General features: G+C 62.8%; 14 protein-coding genes. 6 read left to right on the plus strand and 8 right to left on the minus strand.

Features of this window, described 5'->3' with window-relative positions; translation table 11 throughout:
* The first annotated feature begins 175 nt into the window (after positions 1-175).
* Both ACIOVD_RS18775 and ACIOVD_RS18780 read left to right on the plus strand, forming a co-directional pair.
* The gene (locus ACIOVD_RS18775) at positions 176-733 is read left to right on the plus strand and encodes a DNA-3-methyladenine glycosylase I (protein WP_095165085.1); all 558 of its coding nucleotides are present in this window, start codon (positions 176-178) and stop codon (positions 731-733) included.
* Between the two features lie 42 nt (positions 734-775).
* Complete coding sequence (locus tag ACIOVD_RS18780) at positions 776-1,663, plus strand: lysophospholipid acyltransferase (RefSeq protein ID WP_095165086.1); 888 nt, start codon at positions 776-778, stop codon at positions 1,661-1,663.
* Between the two features lie 95 nt (positions 1,664-1,758).
* On the opposite strand, the gene ACIOVD_RS18785 is transcribed toward ACIOVD_RS18780, so the two are convergent.
* The 5 genes from ACIOVD_RS18785 to def form a co-directional block, all read right to left on the minus strand.
* Positions 1,759-2,076, minus strand: a complete 318-nt coding sequence (locus ACIOVD_RS18785) for a tetratricopeptide repeat protein (protein WP_095165087.1) — start codon at positions 2,074-2,076, stop codon at positions 1,759-1,761.
* An 88-nt stretch (positions 2,077-2,164) separates the two neighbouring features.
* Positions 2,165-3,538 (minus strand): Trk system potassium transporter TrkA, encoded by a 1,374-nt coding sequence (gene trkA / locus ACIOVD_RS18790; protein WP_095165088.1) that lies wholly within the window; start codon positions 3,536-3,538, stop codon positions 2,165-2,167.
* A 22-nt stretch (positions 3,539-3,560) separates the two neighbouring features.
* Positions 3,561-4,871: a 16S rRNA (cytosine(967)-C(5))-methyltransferase RsmB gene (rsmB, locus tag ACIOVD_RS18795; RefSeq protein ID WP_401129569.1), complete on the minus strand. Its 1,311-nt coding sequence runs from the start codon at positions 4,869-4,871 to the stop codon at positions 3,561-3,563.
* Entirely contained in the window at positions 4,868-5,815 is a 948-nt protein-coding gene (fmt, locus tag ACIOVD_RS18800) for a methionyl-tRNA formyltransferase (protein WP_095165090.1), read from the minus strand. Before fmt ends, rsmB begins: the two co-directional genes overlap by 4 nt.
* Before the next feature lie 74 nt (positions 5,816-5,889).
* Positions 5,890-6,396 (minus strand): peptide deformylase, encoded by a 507-nt coding sequence (gene def / locus ACIOVD_RS18805; RefSeq protein WP_095080986.1) that lies wholly within the window; start codon positions 6,394-6,396, stop codon positions 5,890-5,892.
* Between the two features lie 324 nt (positions 6,397-6,720).
* On the opposite strand from def, the gene dprA reads away from it, so the two are divergent.
* A complete protein-coding gene (gene dprA, locus ACIOVD_RS18810) occupies positions 6,721-7,833 on the plus strand; it encodes a DNA-processing protein DprA (RefSeq protein ID WP_401129572.1) in 1,113 nt (370 codons plus the stop codon).
* Positions 7,834-7,900: 67 nt separating this feature from the next.
* Positions 7,901-8,458, plus strand: a complete 558-nt coding sequence (locus ACIOVD_RS18815; RefSeq protein WP_095165092.1) for an L-threonylcarbamoyladenylate synthase — start codon at positions 7,901-7,903, stop codon at positions 8,456-8,458.
* Positions 8,459-8,559: 101 nt separating this feature from the next.
* On the opposite strand, the gene ACIOVD_RS18820 is transcribed toward ACIOVD_RS18815, so the two are convergent.
* Complete coding sequence (locus ACIOVD_RS18820) at positions 8,560-9,537, minus strand: NADPH:quinone reductase (protein ID WP_095165093.1); 978 nt, start codon at positions 9,535-9,537, stop codon at positions 8,560-8,562.
* A 164-nt stretch (positions 9,538-9,701) separates the two neighbouring features.
* Here ACIOVD_RS18820 and hemF point away from each other — a divergent pair, with 164 nt between their 5' ends.
* Together hemF and aroE are read left to right on the plus strand one after the other, a co-directional pair.
* Positions 9,702-10,619 carry an oxygen-dependent coproporphyrinogen oxidase gene (gene hemF, locus ACIOVD_RS18825; protein ID WP_095165094.1) on the plus strand — a complete coding sequence of 306 codons (918 nt, stop codon included), beginning with the start codon at positions 9,702-9,704 and terminating at the stop codon, positions 10,617-10,619.
* A gap of 85 nt (positions 10,620-10,704) precedes the next feature.
* The gene (gene aroE / locus ACIOVD_RS18830; RefSeq protein ID WP_095165095.1) at positions 10,705-11,526 is read left to right on the plus strand and encodes a shikimate dehydrogenase; all 822 of its coding nucleotides are present in this window, start codon (positions 10,705-10,707) and stop codon (positions 11,524-11,526) included.
* Position 11,527: 1 nt separating this feature from the next.
* Here aroE and ACIOVD_RS18835 read toward each other — a convergent pair whose 3' ends face one another.
* Both ACIOVD_RS18835 and choX read right to left on the minus strand, forming a co-directional pair.
* Positions 11,528-13,096, minus strand: a complete 1,569-nt coding sequence (locus tag ACIOVD_RS18835; protein WP_095165096.1) for a SulP family inorganic anion transporter — start codon at positions 13,094-13,096, stop codon at positions 11,528-11,530.
* A 90-nt stretch (positions 13,097-13,186) separates the two neighbouring features.
* Positions 13,187-14,107, minus strand: coding sequence for a choline ABC transporter substrate-binding protein (gene choX / locus ACIOVD_RS18840; RefSeq protein WP_095165097.1), 921 nt, complete (start codon positions 14,105-14,107; stop codon positions 13,187-13,189).
* Positions 14,108-14,118: the final 11 nt, after the last annotated feature.

Raw genomic sequence — 14,118 nt, forward strand, 5'->3', positions numbered from 1 at the left:
TCTGAATTAAAACACAACCTAGCTCTGCCCACTATAGCGGTAGGGCGAGGCTCAAGTCTTGGAATGTACGCACGGCTGGCGTAGGCTGGCTCACGAAATTCACCTGTTTCTTGGGCTGCGATTTAAAGAGCGGGAGTATACCCGATTCGTTCGTGCGCACGCCCCCTGGAGCCTTATGCCACGCTGCTTTTGGTGTTCCGAAGATCCGCTGTACATGGCCTATCACGATCAGGAGTGGGGCGTACCGCTACGCGATGCGCAGCGCTTGTTCGAGTTGCTTTTGCTCGAAGGGTTCCAGGCCGGACTGTCATGGATCACTGTGCTGAAGAAGCGCGAGCGCTACCGTGAGGTGCTGTACGGCTTTGATGTGCAGCGCGTGGCGCAGATGAGCGACGCCGAAATCGATGACCTGATGCTCGATCCAGGGATCATCCGCAACCGCCTGAAACTCAATGCCGCCCGGCGCAACGCCCAGGCCTGGCTGGCGCTGGAAGATCCGGTGGGCTTTCTGTGGTCGTTTGTTGGCGGGGTGCCGACCATCAACCATTTTCAGGATCGCAGCCAGGTGCCGGCCGTGACCCCGGTCGCCGTGGAAATGAGTCGCGGGCTGAAAAAGGCCGGTTTCACGTTCGTCGGGCCGACCATTTGTTATGCCCTGATGCAGGCCTCTGGCATGGTCATGGACCACACCCGCGATTGTGATCGTTACGCCGAGTTGGCGGTGCGCGGTTAGAATAGCCGGCTCGCAACAGGATTCAGACAACAGGAGTGACCTGTGGATAAGTTTAAAGGCGCCTTGCTGGTAGGCGCTCTAAGGTTGTTTGCCCTGCTCCCGTGGCGGGCAGTGCAAGCGGTGGGCGCGGCGATTGGCTGGGTCATGTGGAAAACCCCCAACCGTTCCCGCGACGTGGTGCGCATCAACCTGGCCAAGTGTTTCCCTGAAATGGACCCCGCCGAGCGTGAGCGCCTGGTGGGCCAGAGTCTCAAGGACATCGGCAAGTCCCTGACCGAAAGCGCCTGCGCGTGGATCTGGCCTGCCCAGCGTTCGATCGACCTGGTGCGTGAAGTCGAAGGCCTGGAGGTGCTCAAGGAAGCCCTGGCGTCGGGCAAGGGCGTAGTCGGCATCACCAGCCACCTGGGCAACTGGGAGGTGCTCAACCACTTCTATTGCAGCCAGTGCAAACCGATTATTTTCTACCGTCCGCCCAAGCTCAAGGCGGTGGATGAACTGCTGCGCAAGCAGCGCGTGCAACTGGGCAACCGCGTGGCGGCGTCCACCAAGGAAGGCATTCTCAGTGTCATCAAGGAAGTGCGCAAAGGCGGCGCGGTGGGGATCCCGGCTGACCCGGAGCCAGCCGAGTCCGCCGGTATCTTCGTGCCCTTTTTCGCCACCAAGGCCCTGACCAGCAAGTTTGTGCCGAACATGCTCGCCGGCGGCAAGGCGGTCGGGGTATTCCTGCACGCCCTGCGCCTGCCGGACGGCTCGGGCTACAAGGTGATCCTGGAAGCCGCCCCCGAGGCGATGTACAGCACCGACACCGAGACGTCCTGCGCGGCCATGAGCCAGGTGGTCGAACGGTATGTACGGGCGTATCCGAGCCAGTACATGTGGAGCATGAAGCGCTTCAAGAAGCGTCCGCCGGGTGAAGAGCGCTGGTACTGAAGATTCACTGAGCTTCAGGATACCCGTGTCATCGTTGACGACCATCGCGGGCCCGCTCCCACAAAAGCCGCGATGGTCTCAAGAGCACCGCGCCCCTACAGGGCGCTCGTGCGATCGAGCTTTTTCAGGAACACCGTCATTTCCTTTTCGGCCTGCTTGTCGCCATGGGCGCGAGCAGCTTCCAGGCCCTGTTCCCAGGCCTGGCGCGCCGCCGGATAGTCCGCGAGCGCCAGCTGAGCCTTGCCCAATAGCTTCCAGGCAGCAGAATATTTCGGATCGAATGCCACGCAGCGCGTGAAGTGCTCGGCGGCCTTGGCGTTTTCTCCCAGATCCAGATACCCCTTGCCCAGCCCGAAGCGCAGCAATGAGTTATCCACACCCTTGGCGAGCATTTTTTCCAGGGATTCGAGCATGGTTCAATTCCTTAAATCCAATGTAGGAGCGGGTGCCCACTTGCGGCTTGCTCGCGAAGAGGCCCGCCCAGGCGCCGCAAATCCGCGATCAGAAGAAGCTCAATCCCACGTGGAACAGCTTCTCCACATCGCGAATATGCTTTTTATCCACAAGGAACAGAATCACATGGTCCCCGGCTTCGATCACTGTGTCGTCGTGGGCGATCAACACTTCCTCGTCGCGGATGATCGCGCCAATGGTGGTACCTGGCGGCAATGCGATGTTCTCGATGGCCTTGCCGATGACCTTGCTCGACTTCTCGTCACCGTGGGCAATTGCCTCGATGGCTTCTGCCGCCCCCCGGCGCAGTGAGTGCACGCTGACGATGTCGCCTCGACGCACGTGAGCCAGCAAGGTGCCGATGGTCGCCAGTTGCGGGCTGATGGCGATATCGATGTCACCGCCCTGGATCAGGTCCACATAGGCGGGGTTGTTGATGATGGTCATGACCTTCTTCGCACCCAGGCGCTTGGCCAGCAGCGAAGACATGATGTTGGCTTCATCGTCGTTGGTCAGCGCCAGGAAGATATCGGCGTCGGCGATGTTCTCCTCCAGCAGCAAGTCGCGGTCCGATGCGCTGCCCTGCAACACCACGGTGCTGTCGAGGGTGTCCGACAGATAGCGGCAGCGGGCCGGGTTCATCTCGATGATCTTGACCTGGTAGCGGCTTTCGATGGCCTCGGCCAGGCGCTCGCCAATCTGCCCGCCACCGGCGATGACGATGCGCTTGTAGCTTTCGTCGAGGCGGCGCATTTCGCTCATGACCGCGCGAATGTTGGCTCGGGCGGCAATGAAAAACACTTCATCGTCGGCCTCGATTACGGTGTTGCCTTGCGGCAGGATCGGCCGGTCACGCCGGAAAATCGCCGCCACCCGGGTATCGACGTTCGGCATGTGTTCGCGCAACTGGCGCAGTTGCTGGCCTACCAGCGGTCCGCCGTAGTAGGCCTTGACCGCCACCAACTGGGCCTTGCCCTCGGCGAAGTCGATCACCTGCAGGGCACCGGGGTGTTCGATCAGGCGCTTGATGTAGTTGGTAACTACTTGTTCCGGGCTGATCAGCACATCGACCGGAATCGCGTCATTGTCGAACAGCTCGGCGCGGGTCAGGTAGGACGCCTCGCGCACCCGGGCAATCTTGGTCGGGGTGTGGAACAGGGTATGGGCGACCTGGCAGGCGACCATGTTGGTTTCGTCGCTGTTGGTCACGGCCACCAGCATGTCGGCGTCGTCGGCGCCGGCCTGGCGCAGCACCGTAGGCAACGAGCCGCGACCTTGCACCGTGCGGATGTCGAGGCGATCGCCGAGATCGCGCAGGCGTTCGCCGTCGGTGTCGACCACAGTGATGTCGTTCGCTTCGCTGGCCAGATGTTCTGCCAGTGATCCACCCACCTGCCCTGCGCCGAGGATGATGATCTTCATCCGTCTACTCCCTTAAAACCGGTTAACCGCGCGCGGCGGCAATCTTGATCAGCTTGGCGTAATAGAACCCGTCATGGCCACCCTCTTGCGCCAGCAACTGGCGACCATGGGGTTGCTTGATGCCGGCCTGGCTGGCGATGTCCAGTTCGCGAGCGCCGGGGGTGCGCCCGAGGAAGGCTGCGATCACTTCGGTGTTCTCGGTCGGCAGTGTCGAGCAGGTGGCGTACAGCAAGATGCCGCCTACCTCGAGGGTTGGCCACATCGCGTCGAGCAACTCGCCTTGCAGCGCGGCCAGCGCGGCGATGTCATCGGGTTGGCGGGTCAGCTTGATGTCCGGGTGCCGGCGAATTACGCCCGTCGCCGAACAAGGCGCGTCGAGCAGAATCCGCTGGAACGGCTTGCCGTCCCACCAGGCCTGGGTGTCGCGGCCATCGGCGGCGATCAGCTCGGCGCTCAGGCCCAGCCGTTCGAGGTTCTCCTTGACCCGTACCAGGCGCTTGGCTTCGAGGTCCACCGCCACCACACCGGCCAGCCCAGGCTCGACTTCGAGGATATGGCAGGTCTTGCCGCCGGGTGCGCAGCAGGCGTCGAGCACTCGCTGGCCCGGCGCCAGGTCCAGCAGTTCGGCGGCCAGTTGCGCCGCTTCGTCCTGCACGCTGATCCAGCCTTCGCTGAAGCCCGGCAGGCTGCGCACATCAGTCGGGGTCTCGAGCACGATACCGTCCTGGCTGAAGGTGCACGGCTGAGCGGCTACCCCGGCCCGGCTCAGCAACTGCAGGTAGGCAGCGCGGTCATGATGGCGGCGATTGACCCGCAGAATCATCGGAGGGTGTGCGTTGTTCGCGGCGCAAATGGCTTCCCACTGCAGGGGCCAGAAGGCCTTGAGGGATTTTTGCAGCCAGCGTGGATGGGCGGTGCGTACTACCGGGTCGTGCTCGAGTTCGGCCAACAGCGCTTCGCTTTCACGTTGCGCGCGGCGCAGCACGGCGTTGATCAGGGCCTTGGCCCAGGGCTTTTTCAGCTTGTCGGCGCAGCCCACGGTTTCACCGATGGCGGCGTGAGCTGGTACCCGGGTGTAGAGCAGTTGGTACAGGCCGACCAGCAGCAACGCCTCGACATCGGCATCCGCCGCCTTGAAGGGCTTCTGCAGGAGTTTTCCCGCCAGCGCCGACAAGCGTGGCTGCCAGCGTGCGGTACCGAAGGCCAGGTCCTGGGTGAAGCCGCGATCGCGGTCTTCGACCTTGTCCAGTTGAGTCGGCAGGGAGCTGTTGAGGGACGCTTTGCCACTGAGGACAGCGGCCAGTGCCTTGGCGGCGGCCAGACGCGGGTTCATTGCGCGTCCACCGACTGGCCGAGCACGGTGCCCAGGGCAAATTTCTCGCGGCGGCTGTTGAACAGGTCGCTGAAGTTCAGGGCCTTGCCACCGGGCAATTGCAGGCGGGTCAAGCACAGCGCTTGCTCACCGCAGGCGACGATCAGGCCGTCCTTGCTGGCGCCGAGCACCTCGCCCGGGGCGCCTTGGCCATCGGCCAAGTGGGCGGCCAGGACTTTCAGGGCCTCGCCATTGAGGGTGCTGTGGCAGATCGGCCATGGGTTGAAGGCGCGTACCAGGCGTTCCAGTTCGATCGCCGGGCGGCTCCAGTCGATGCGCGCCTCGTCCTTGTTCAATTTGTGCGCATAGGTGGCGAGGCTGTCATCCTGCACTTCGCCTTGCAGGGTACCGGCGGCCAATCCGGCAATCGCCTGCAGCACTGCGGGCGGGCCCATCTCGGCAAGTCGGTCATGCAGGGTGCCGCCGGTGTCCTGGCCGCTGATCGCAGTGCTCACCTTGAGCAGCATCGGCCCGGTGTCGAGCCCCGCCTCCATGCGCATCACGGTGACGCCACTCTGCGCATCGCCCGCTTCGACGGCGCGCTGGATCGGCGCCGCACCGCGCCAGCGCGGCAACAGGGAAGCATGGCTGTTGATGCAGCCCAGGCGTGGGATATCCAGCACCACCTGCGGCAGGATCAGGCCATAGGCGACCACCACCATCAGGTCCGGCTGCAGCGCGGCCAGTTCGGCCTGGGCGTCGGCATTGCGCAGGGTTGGCGGCTGGAATACTGGAATGTTGTGTTCCAGGGCCAGTTGCTTGACCGGGCTTGGCATCAGCTTTTGCCCACGACCTGCCGGACGGTCCGGTTGGGTGTAGACCGCCACGACCTCGTAAGGGCTGTCGAGCAGGGCCTTGAGGTGTTCGGCGGCAAATTCGGGGGTGCCGGCAAAGACGATGCGCATTGAGGAGGCTCTCGGTTTCAGAAGCAGTCACAAAAGAAAAAGGCTTGCCGCAGCAAGCCTTTGGAAGAAAGGAATCAAGCGTTCTGGCGATGGAGCTTTTCCAGCTTCTTCTTGATCCGGTCGCGTTTGAGCGTGGACAGGTAGTCGACGAACAATTTGCCGTTGAGGTGATCGCATTCATGTTGAATGCACACCGCCAGCAGGCCTTCGGCGATCAGTTCGTACGGCTTGCCGTCGCGATCCAGGGCCTTGATCTTGACCTTCTGCGGGCGATCGACGTTTTCGTAGAAGCCGGGTACCGAAAGGCAGCCTTCCTGGTACTGGTCCATCTCGTCGGTCAGGGTCTCGAACTCGGGGTTGATGAACACCCGCGGTTCACTGCGGTCTTCGGACAAGTCCATGACCACGATGCGCTTGTGCACATTGACCTGGGTCGCCGCGAGGCCGATGCCTGGCGCTTCATACATTGTTTCAAACATGTCATCGACCAACTGCCGCACTTCGTCGTCCACTACGGTCACCGGTTTGGCGATCGTGCGCAGGCGCGGGTCGGGGAATTCGAGGATGTTCAAAATGGCCATAAGCGTAATTGCTGCACGTGTGAAGTAAGGTCAGGGCCGATCGCCTGGCAGTCCGCAGAGGCTGGCGATGGCTGTAAAACGAAGCCCCCTCGCGGGAGCGAGCCATGCCGGCTCTGGCGTTTTACGCGAGCCCACATAATAAAGGGATTCACTGCGTGAGGGAAATCACAAACCTTTGGCCGTCGCCCGCCACAGCCTGCACGCAGGACAAAAATCCCTGCCCCCCAGGGCCTCTGGGCGGGAAAACACTCAACAAGTTACCAACAGACTTATCCACAGCTTGTTCCTGATTCGTCAGGCGCAATTACGATCAAGGATGATCTTATGTCGTCGTCTATATCCCTGCCGGTTTCGCCGGCGGAACTGGAAGCTCGTCTGCGTTTACACCTCCTGCCTGAACTGGGGCCGCGGCGTTTTCAGAAGTTGCTGCAAGCCTTTGGTTCGGCCTCCAAAGCCATCAGCGCCCCGGCCAGTGCCTGGCGCGCCCTGGGTTTGCCCGCCGCCTGCGCAGAGGCCCGGCGCAGCCCGTTGATTCGTGATGGTGCGCATCACGCAATGGCCTGGCTAGAGCGTGAGGGCCAGCATTTGCTGATGATTGACCAGCCCGGTTACCCCGCGTTGCTGGCCGAGATCAGTGACCCGCCGCCCTTGTTGTTTGTCGCCGGAGATCCGTCGATCCTGGAAAAACCGCAACTGGCGATGGTCGGCAGTCGTCGCGCCTCCAGGCCGGGAATGGACACCGCGGCGGCGTTCTCCCGCAGCCTGGCAGGCGCCGGTTTTGTGATCACCAGTGGCTTGGCGCTGGGCATCGATGCGGCTGCGCACCAGGCCGCGCTGGAGGTTGGAGGGCAGACGGTGGGCGTGCTGGGTACTGGCCTGGAAAAATTTTATCCACAGCGCAACCGCGCCCTTGCCGAGGCGATGATTGCCCAGGGTAGCGCGGTGGTTTCCGAATTTGCCCTGGATGCCGGGCCGCACGCCAGCCACTTTCCAAGGCGTAACCGGATCATCAGTGGTTTGTCCCTGGGCGTGCTGGTGGTCGAGGCCAGTGTCGCCAGTGGTTCGTTGATCACCGCCCGGCTGGCGGCAGAGCAAGGGCGCGAGGTCTATGCGATTCCCGGCTCCATCCATCACCCCGCTGCCCGAGGCTGCCACCAGTTGATTCGCGATGGGGCAACCCTGGTGGAGACCATCGAGCATATTCTCGAAGGCTTGCGTGGCTGGCAGTACCTGCCGGCCGCCCCGGTCATGGCCCCGGTCCCAGCCGAACTCGATCACCCGCTGTTGCGCCTGCTGTTTGCCGCGCCCCATACCAGCGAAGCCCTGGCCGACTCCAGCGGCTGGGCCTTGCCCAAAGTGCTGGTGGCGCTGACCGAGCTGGAAATGGAAGGTCGGGCGGTGGCGGAAGGCGGACGCTGGTTTGCCCGCCTAAGCTAGGTTCATGCACTGGGATTTATAAGGAAGATGGGTAAACTGCGCACAGCCTTATTTTGGAGAGTCGGTCATGGTCAACAGTTGGCGTGTGCAACAAGCCGCACGAGGAATTCGCGCAGGGGCGGTGCTTGCCTATCCAACCGAAGCCGTCTGGGGCCTGGGGTGCGACCCCTGGGATGAAGAGGCGGTGTATCGCCTGTTGGCGATCAAGGGACGCTCGGTGGAAAAGGGCCTGATCCTGGTAGCCGACAATATTCGCCAGTTCGACTTCCTGTTCGATGACTTCCCGCAGTTGTGGCTCGATCGAATGGCCAGCACCTGGCCAGGGCCGAATACCTGGCTGGTGCCCCACCAGAACATGTTGCCGCAATGGATCACCGGGGTTCACGAAACCGTGGCCCTGCGCGTCAGCGATCACCCGCAGGTGCGCGATCTGTGTGCGTTGGTCGGGCCACTGGTGTCGACGTCCGCCAACCCTCAGGGACGGCCGGCGGCGCGCACGCGGATTCGCGTCGAGCAGTATTTCCGTGGGCAAGTCGACCTGGTGTTGGGCGGCCAACTCGGCGGGCGCAGGAACCCCAGCGTGATTCGCGACCTGGCGACCGGCCACGTGGTGCGTCCGGACTGAGATCGCGCTGCTGCGGTTCGCTGCAGGAGCAAAGCTTGCTCGCGTACGCCACCTTCGCGAGCAAGCCGCCAGCGAAGACCTCCTGTCTGAGGCAATAACTCTCAGGGCAGCAGAATGGTCGAGCCAGTGGTACGTCGAGCCGACAGCTCGGTCTGGGCCTTCGCCGCTTCAGCCAGCGAGTAACGTTGGCTGATATCAACCCGCAACTGACCACTGATGATCATCTCGAACAGCTCATCGGCCATGCGTTGCAGGTTCTCTGCATTGCTGGCGTAGGTCGCCAGGGTCGGTCGGGTGACGTAAAGCGAACCCTTGGCCGAGAGAATTCCCAGGTTCACCCCGTCCACCGCCCCCGACGCATTGCCGAAACTCACCACCAGCCCACGGGGTGCAGTGCTGTCGAGGGAGGTCAGCCAGGTGTCTTTGCCGACGCCGTCGTAGACCACCGGGCACTTCTTGCCGTCAGTCAGTTCCAGTACCCGCTCTGCGACATTTTCATGGCTGTAGTCGATGGTCGCCCAAGCGCCGTTGGCCTTGGCCAGTGCGGCCTTTTCCGGTGAACTGACGGTGCCGATCAGCTTCACGCCCAGGGCCTTGGCCCATTGGCAGGCCAGCGAACCGACACCGCCGGCAGCGGCGTGGAACAGGATGGTTTCGCCAGCCTTGAGTTCATAGGTCTGACGCAGCAGGTATTGCACCGTCAGGCCTTTGAGCATTACACCGGCGGCCTGTTCGAAGCTGATGGCCTCGGGCAGATGCACCAGGTTGGCTTCCGGCAGTACGTGTACATCGCTGTAGGCCCCCAGTGGGCCGCTGCCATAGGCCACGCGGTCGCCGACCTTAAATCGGCTGACCTGGCTGCCGACGGCCTCGACCACGCCGGCACCCTCGGCGCCCAGGCCCGATGGCAAGGCTGGAGGCGCATACAGGCCACTGCGAAAATAGGTGTCGATGAAATTCAGGCCGATGGCCTTGTTGCTCACGCGCACCTGCTGCGGGCCCGGCTCGGCCGGCTGATAGTCCACATACTCAAGCACTTCGGGGCCGCCATGGGCACGGAACTGGATTCGTTTGGCCATCTGCACTCTCCTTGGGTGGTTTTGCGTCGGGTCCTATCGGACTCCTAAGCTTGATCTTCGTCAACTGTGGCAGGCCCGGGTGCAGTGTTATGCTACGCGCCCATTTGCGTCGGCCGCCGTTCTGATCGAGCGCCGCGTAGCTTTGCCCGATTCAAGGTGATGCCATGACTACCCGCACCGAAGCCGTTAAAGCCTACCTGCTCGACCTGCAAGACCGCATTTGTGCCGCGCTGGAAACAGAAGACGGCGGCACGCGCTTTGTCGAAGACGCCTGGACCCGACCAGCCGGCGGTGGCGGACGGACGCGGGTGATCGAAAATGGCGCGGTGATCGAAAAAGGCGGCGTCAACTTTTCCCACGTGTTTGGCAGCGGCCTGCCGCCCTCGGCCAGCGCACACCGGCCGGAGTTGGCTGGACGCGGCTTCGAAGCCCTCGGCGTGTCACTGGTGATCCACCCGCACAACCCTCACGTGCCGACGTCCCACGCCAACGTGCGCTTTTTCATCGCGGAAAAACCCGGTGAAGAGCCGGTGTGGTGGTTCGGTGGCGGCTTCGACCTGACCCCTTACTACGGCAATGAAGAAGACTGCGTGCATTGGCACCGTGTCGCCGCCCAGGCCTGCGCGCCATTCGGGCCGGATGTCTACAGCCGTTACAAGGCGTGGTGCGACAGTTATTTCCACATCAAGCATCGCAACGAGCCCCGGGGTATCGGCGGCCTGTTTTTCGATGACCTGAACGAGTGGGATTTCGACACCTGCTTCGCGTTCATCCGCGCCATCGGCGATGCCTACATCGAGGCCTACCTGCCGATCGTGCAGCGCCGCAAGGCCCAGGCCTACACCGAGCAACAGCGTGAATTCCAGGAATTCCGCCGTGGTCGCTACGTCGAGTTCAACCTGGTCTACGACCGTGGCACGCTGTTCGGCCTGCAGTCGGGCGGGCGTACCGAGTCGATCCTCATGTCGCTGCCACCGCAAGTGCGCTGGGCCTACGACTGGAAGGCCGAGCCGGGTAGTGAAGAAGCGCGCCTGACGGAGTACTTCCTGCAAGACCGCGATTGGCTGGCGGGCTCGGCCTGATCCGCAGGCGCCGGATAGCCGGCACACAACGCTAAGTGGTTGAGCACAAAAGCGCCTTCAGGGGCGCGCTCCAAGAGGGTTTGAGATGGATCAGTACGTCGTTTTCGGTAACCCGATTGGCCACAGCAAGTCGCCGTTGATCCATCGCCTGTTTGCCCAGCAGACGGCACAGCAACTGGACTACAACACCCTGCTGGCACCGCTCGATGATTTTTCCGGCTGTGCCACGGCATTTTTCGCTGAAGGGCGCGGGGCCAATGTCACGGTGCCTTTCAAGGAAGAGGCCTACCGCCTGGCCAGCCAACTGACGGCCCGTGCGCAACGGGCCGGGGCGGTCAATACCCTGAGCAAGTTGGCCGACGGCAGCCTGTTGGGTGACAACACCGATGGCGCCGGGCTCGTTCGAGACCTGACGGTCAATGCCGGATTCAGCCTGCACGGCAAACGCATCCTGTTGCTCGGCGCCGGTGGCGCGGTGCGCGGTGCGCTGGAGCCGTTGTTGGCCGAGCATCCGGCCTCAGTGATCATTGCCAATCGCACGGTGGAAAAAGCCGAGCTGCTGGCCGAGCTGTTCGCCGATCTGGGCCCGGTCTCGGCCAGCGGCTTCGATTGGCTGCGCGAGCCAGTGGACCTGATCATCAACGCCACGTCGGCCAGCCTGTCAGGCGATGTACCGCCGATCGCCAGTAGCCTGATCGAACCCGGCAAGACCCTGTGCTACGACATGATGTACGGCAAGGAGCCAACATCCTTCTGCCGCTGGGCCAGTGCCCATGGCGCCGTCATGGCACTGGACGGCCTGGGCATGCTCGCCGAACAGGCCGCCGAAGCCTTCTTCCTGTGGCGCGGGGTGCGTCCGGACACTGCACCAGTGTTGGCTGAACTGCGCCGGCAATTGGCGCTGTAGTTCAATCCTCGAAGCGGATCGGGCATTTCTCCGCGCCTTCGAGTTTGCGCAACTCTTCGACCACATGCCCTCGCGCCCGACGCAAGGTCAGGCTGCGGTCCTGCCTGAGCAGGCGGCGGGCTTCCTGGTGGAGCATTTCCACACCGGAATAGTCGATGAAGTTGATGTATTGCGCCTCAATCACCACCGCCAGGCCCTGGGTGCGCTGCAGGCGCACTTGCAGGTAATGGCTGGCGCCGAAAAAGATCGAACCGCCGACCCGCAGAATCTCTTCATCGCCCTCGCGCCATTGCTGTACGCGGGGCTGTGAGGTGCGTTTGAGGTAGAAGAACAGCGAAGCCAGCACACCGGCGTAGATTGCCGTTTGCAGCTCCAGCAGCAGCGTGGCGACGCAGGTCAGCGCCATCACCGCAAACTCGGCCCGGCTTACCCGAAACAGCGCCCGAATGCCGCGGTGGTCCACCAGGCCCCAGCAAATCAACAGAATGCTGCCGGCCATGGCAGGGATCGGGATGTGCGCGATGAGTTTTGCTCCGGCCAGTGCAAACAGGGCCACCCACAGCGCCGAGAACACGCCCGCCAGCGGTGAGCAGGCCCCGGCTTCATAACTCAAGCCGGAGCGGGTGAAGGAGCCGGCCGACAGTGAGCCGGAGAAAAAACTGCCGACGATGTTGGAAAAGCCCTGGGCGCGGACTTCCTGATTGGCATCGAGCAACTGTTGCGAGCGTGTCGACAGCGAGCGGGCAATCGACAGGCTGGTGACCAGCCCCAGCATGCCGACCGCCACGGCACTGGGCAGCAGGCGCAGGATCAGGTCCAGATCCAGGGGCAAGGGGCTGAACGGTGGCAGTCGCCCGACAAACGCGCTGACCAGTTGCACATGACCGAACCACGAGGGCCACAGCCAGACCACCAGGCTGCTCAGTACCAGGGTGATCAACAGGCTCGGCCAGCGCGGCAGGCACAGCTTCAGAGCGACACCCAGCGCCAATGTGCCGAGGCCCAGTGCCAACGAAGGTTTGTCCAGCTCATGCAGATGGCTGGCCAGCGACACCAGGCTGTCGAGTGCCGTGGCCTGGCTGGGCAGGTCCAGCCCCAGCAAGTTTGGTAGTTGCCCGAGGGCGATGACCACCGCGGCACCGAGGGTGAAGCCCAGCACCACCGAATGCGAGACGAAGTTCACCAGGGCGCCGAACCGCAGCAGGCCGAGCAGCCACTGGAACACCCCTGCGAGGAAAGTCAGCAACAGGATCAGGGTGACGTAGTCCTGGGAACCGGGCACGGCCAGCGGGCTGACACTGGCGTACAGGACGATGGAGATGGCCGCCGTAGGGCCGCAGATCAGATGCCAGGAGGAGCCCCAGAGGCAGGCGATCAGCACCGGGATGATGGCGGCGTACAAGCCGTACTCCGGCGGCAGGCCGGCAATCAGTGCGTAGGCAATCGATTGTGGCAGCGCCAGAATCGCCCCGCTCAGCCCGACGACAAGATCGCGGCCGACGCTGGCGCGGGTCTGCCGGGGCAGCCAGCGGAGAAAGGGAAAGAGCGAATGGCGGCTGGGGAGTGCCATGAATCCTCGCGAATGGGCTTTTGCCAAAGAGTATCAGGGCAAAGGTGATTGTTCCCACGTGTGTGCAGGAACAATCCAGTGGGCCAGTGCTTAGAGCTTGGCCTTGACCGCCGGCAATGCCTCTTTGCCGTCTGCCGTTTGCACCCCGTCCAGCCACTTGTCCAGCACCGCCGGGTTGGCCTTGAGCCAAGCCTTGGCGGCCTCGGTGTTGCTGACCTTGTTGTTCAGCACCTCGGCCATGATGCTGTTTTCCATGTCCAGGGTGAAGCTCAGGTTGCTCAGCAGTTTGCCGACGTTCGGGCAGGCTTGGGCATAACCCTTGCGGGTCAGGGTGTGGACACTGCCGGTGTCGCCGAAGTACTTCTCACCGCCCTTGAGGTAGCGCATTTTCAGCTGCACGTTCATCGGGTGTGGAGTCCAGCCGAGGAAAGTCACGAACTTGTGTTTCTTCACTGCGCGCGAGACTTCCGCGAGCATCGCCTGCTCACTGGACTCCACCAGCTTCCATTGGCCCAGGTCGAAGTCGTTTTTCTTGATGATGTCCTGCAACGAGAGGTTGGCCGGTGCACCGGAGCCGATGCCGTAGATTTTCTTGTCGAACTGCTCGGCGTACTTGTTCAGGTCGGCGAAGTCATGCACGCCGGCCTCCCAGACGTAGTCCGGCACGGCCAGGGTGAACTCGGTGCCGTCGAGGTTCTTCGCCAGTTGGGTGACCTCGCCGCTGGCCACGAACTTGTCATAGAAGCCCTGCTGGGCTGGCATCCAGTTACCGAGGAAGACATCGACCTGACCGTCCTTGAGGCCACCAAAGATGATCGGCACCGCCAGGGTATCGATCTTGGCCTTGTACCCCATGCCCTCAAGCAGCACGCTGGTGATCGCGTTGGTCGCGGCGATGTCGCTCCAGCCGGGGTCGGCCATCTTCACGGTGTCGCAACGTTGCTCGGCCCAGGCCGAAACACTGCCAAGCATCAGTAACCCGGCGGTCACTACTGTGGATAACCTTTGCATGCGCTTCCCCT

It is taken from the genome of Pseudomonas sp. NPDC087626 (genome assembly GCF_044743405.1).
GTDB lineage: Bacteria > Pseudomonadota > Gammaproteobacteria > Pseudomonadales > Pseudomonadaceae > Aquipseudomonas.

Coding starts and splice junctions, on each gene's coding strand:
- ACIOVD_RS18775 (WP_095165085.1), top strand. CDS start 176: ATGCCACGCTGCTTTTGGTGTTCCGAAGATCCGCTGTACATGGCCTAT.
- ACIOVD_RS18785 (WP_095165087.1), bottom strand. CDS start 2,076: ATGCTCGAATCCCTGGAAAAAATGCTCGCCAAGGGTGTGGATAACTCA.
- trkA (WP_095165088.1), bottom strand. CDS start 3,538: ATGAAGATCATCATCCTCGGCGCAGGGCAGGTGGGTGGATCACTGGCA.
- rsmB (WP_401129569.1), bottom strand. CDS start 4,871: ATGAACCCGCGTCTGGCCGCCGCCAAGGCACTGGCCGCTGTCCTCAGT.
- fmt (WP_095165090.1), bottom strand. CDS start 5,815: ATGCGCATCGTCTTTGCCGGCACCCCCGAATTTGCCGCCGAACACCTC.
- def (WP_095080986.1), bottom strand. CDS start 6,396: ATGGCCATTTTGAACATCCTCGAATTCCCCGACCCGCGCCTGCGCACG.
- dprA (WP_401129572.1), top strand. CDS start 6,721: ATGTCGTCGTCTATATCCCTGCCGGTTTCGCCGGCGGAACTGGAAGCT.
- ACIOVD_RS18815 (WP_095165092.1), top strand. CDS start 7,901: ATGGTCAACAGTTGGCGTGTGCAACAAGCCGCACGAGGAATTCGCGCA.
- ACIOVD_RS18820 (WP_095165093.1), bottom strand. CDS start 9,537: ATGGCCAAACGAATCCAGTTCCGTGCCCATGGCGGCCCCGAAGTGCTT.
- hemF (WP_095165094.1), top strand. CDS start 9,702: ATGACTACCCGCACCGAAGCCGTTAAAGCCTACCTGCTCGACCTGCAA.
- aroE (WP_095165095.1), top strand. CDS start 10,705: ATGGATCAGTACGTCGTTTTCGGTAACCCGATTGGCCACAGCAAGTCG.
- ACIOVD_RS18835 (WP_095165096.1), bottom strand. CDS start 13,096: ATGGCACTCCCCAGCCGCCATTCGCTCTTTCCCTTTCTCCGCTGGCTG.
- choX (WP_095165097.1), bottom strand. CDS start 14,107: ATGCAAAGGTTATCCACAGTAGTGACCGCCGGGTTACTGATGCTTGGC.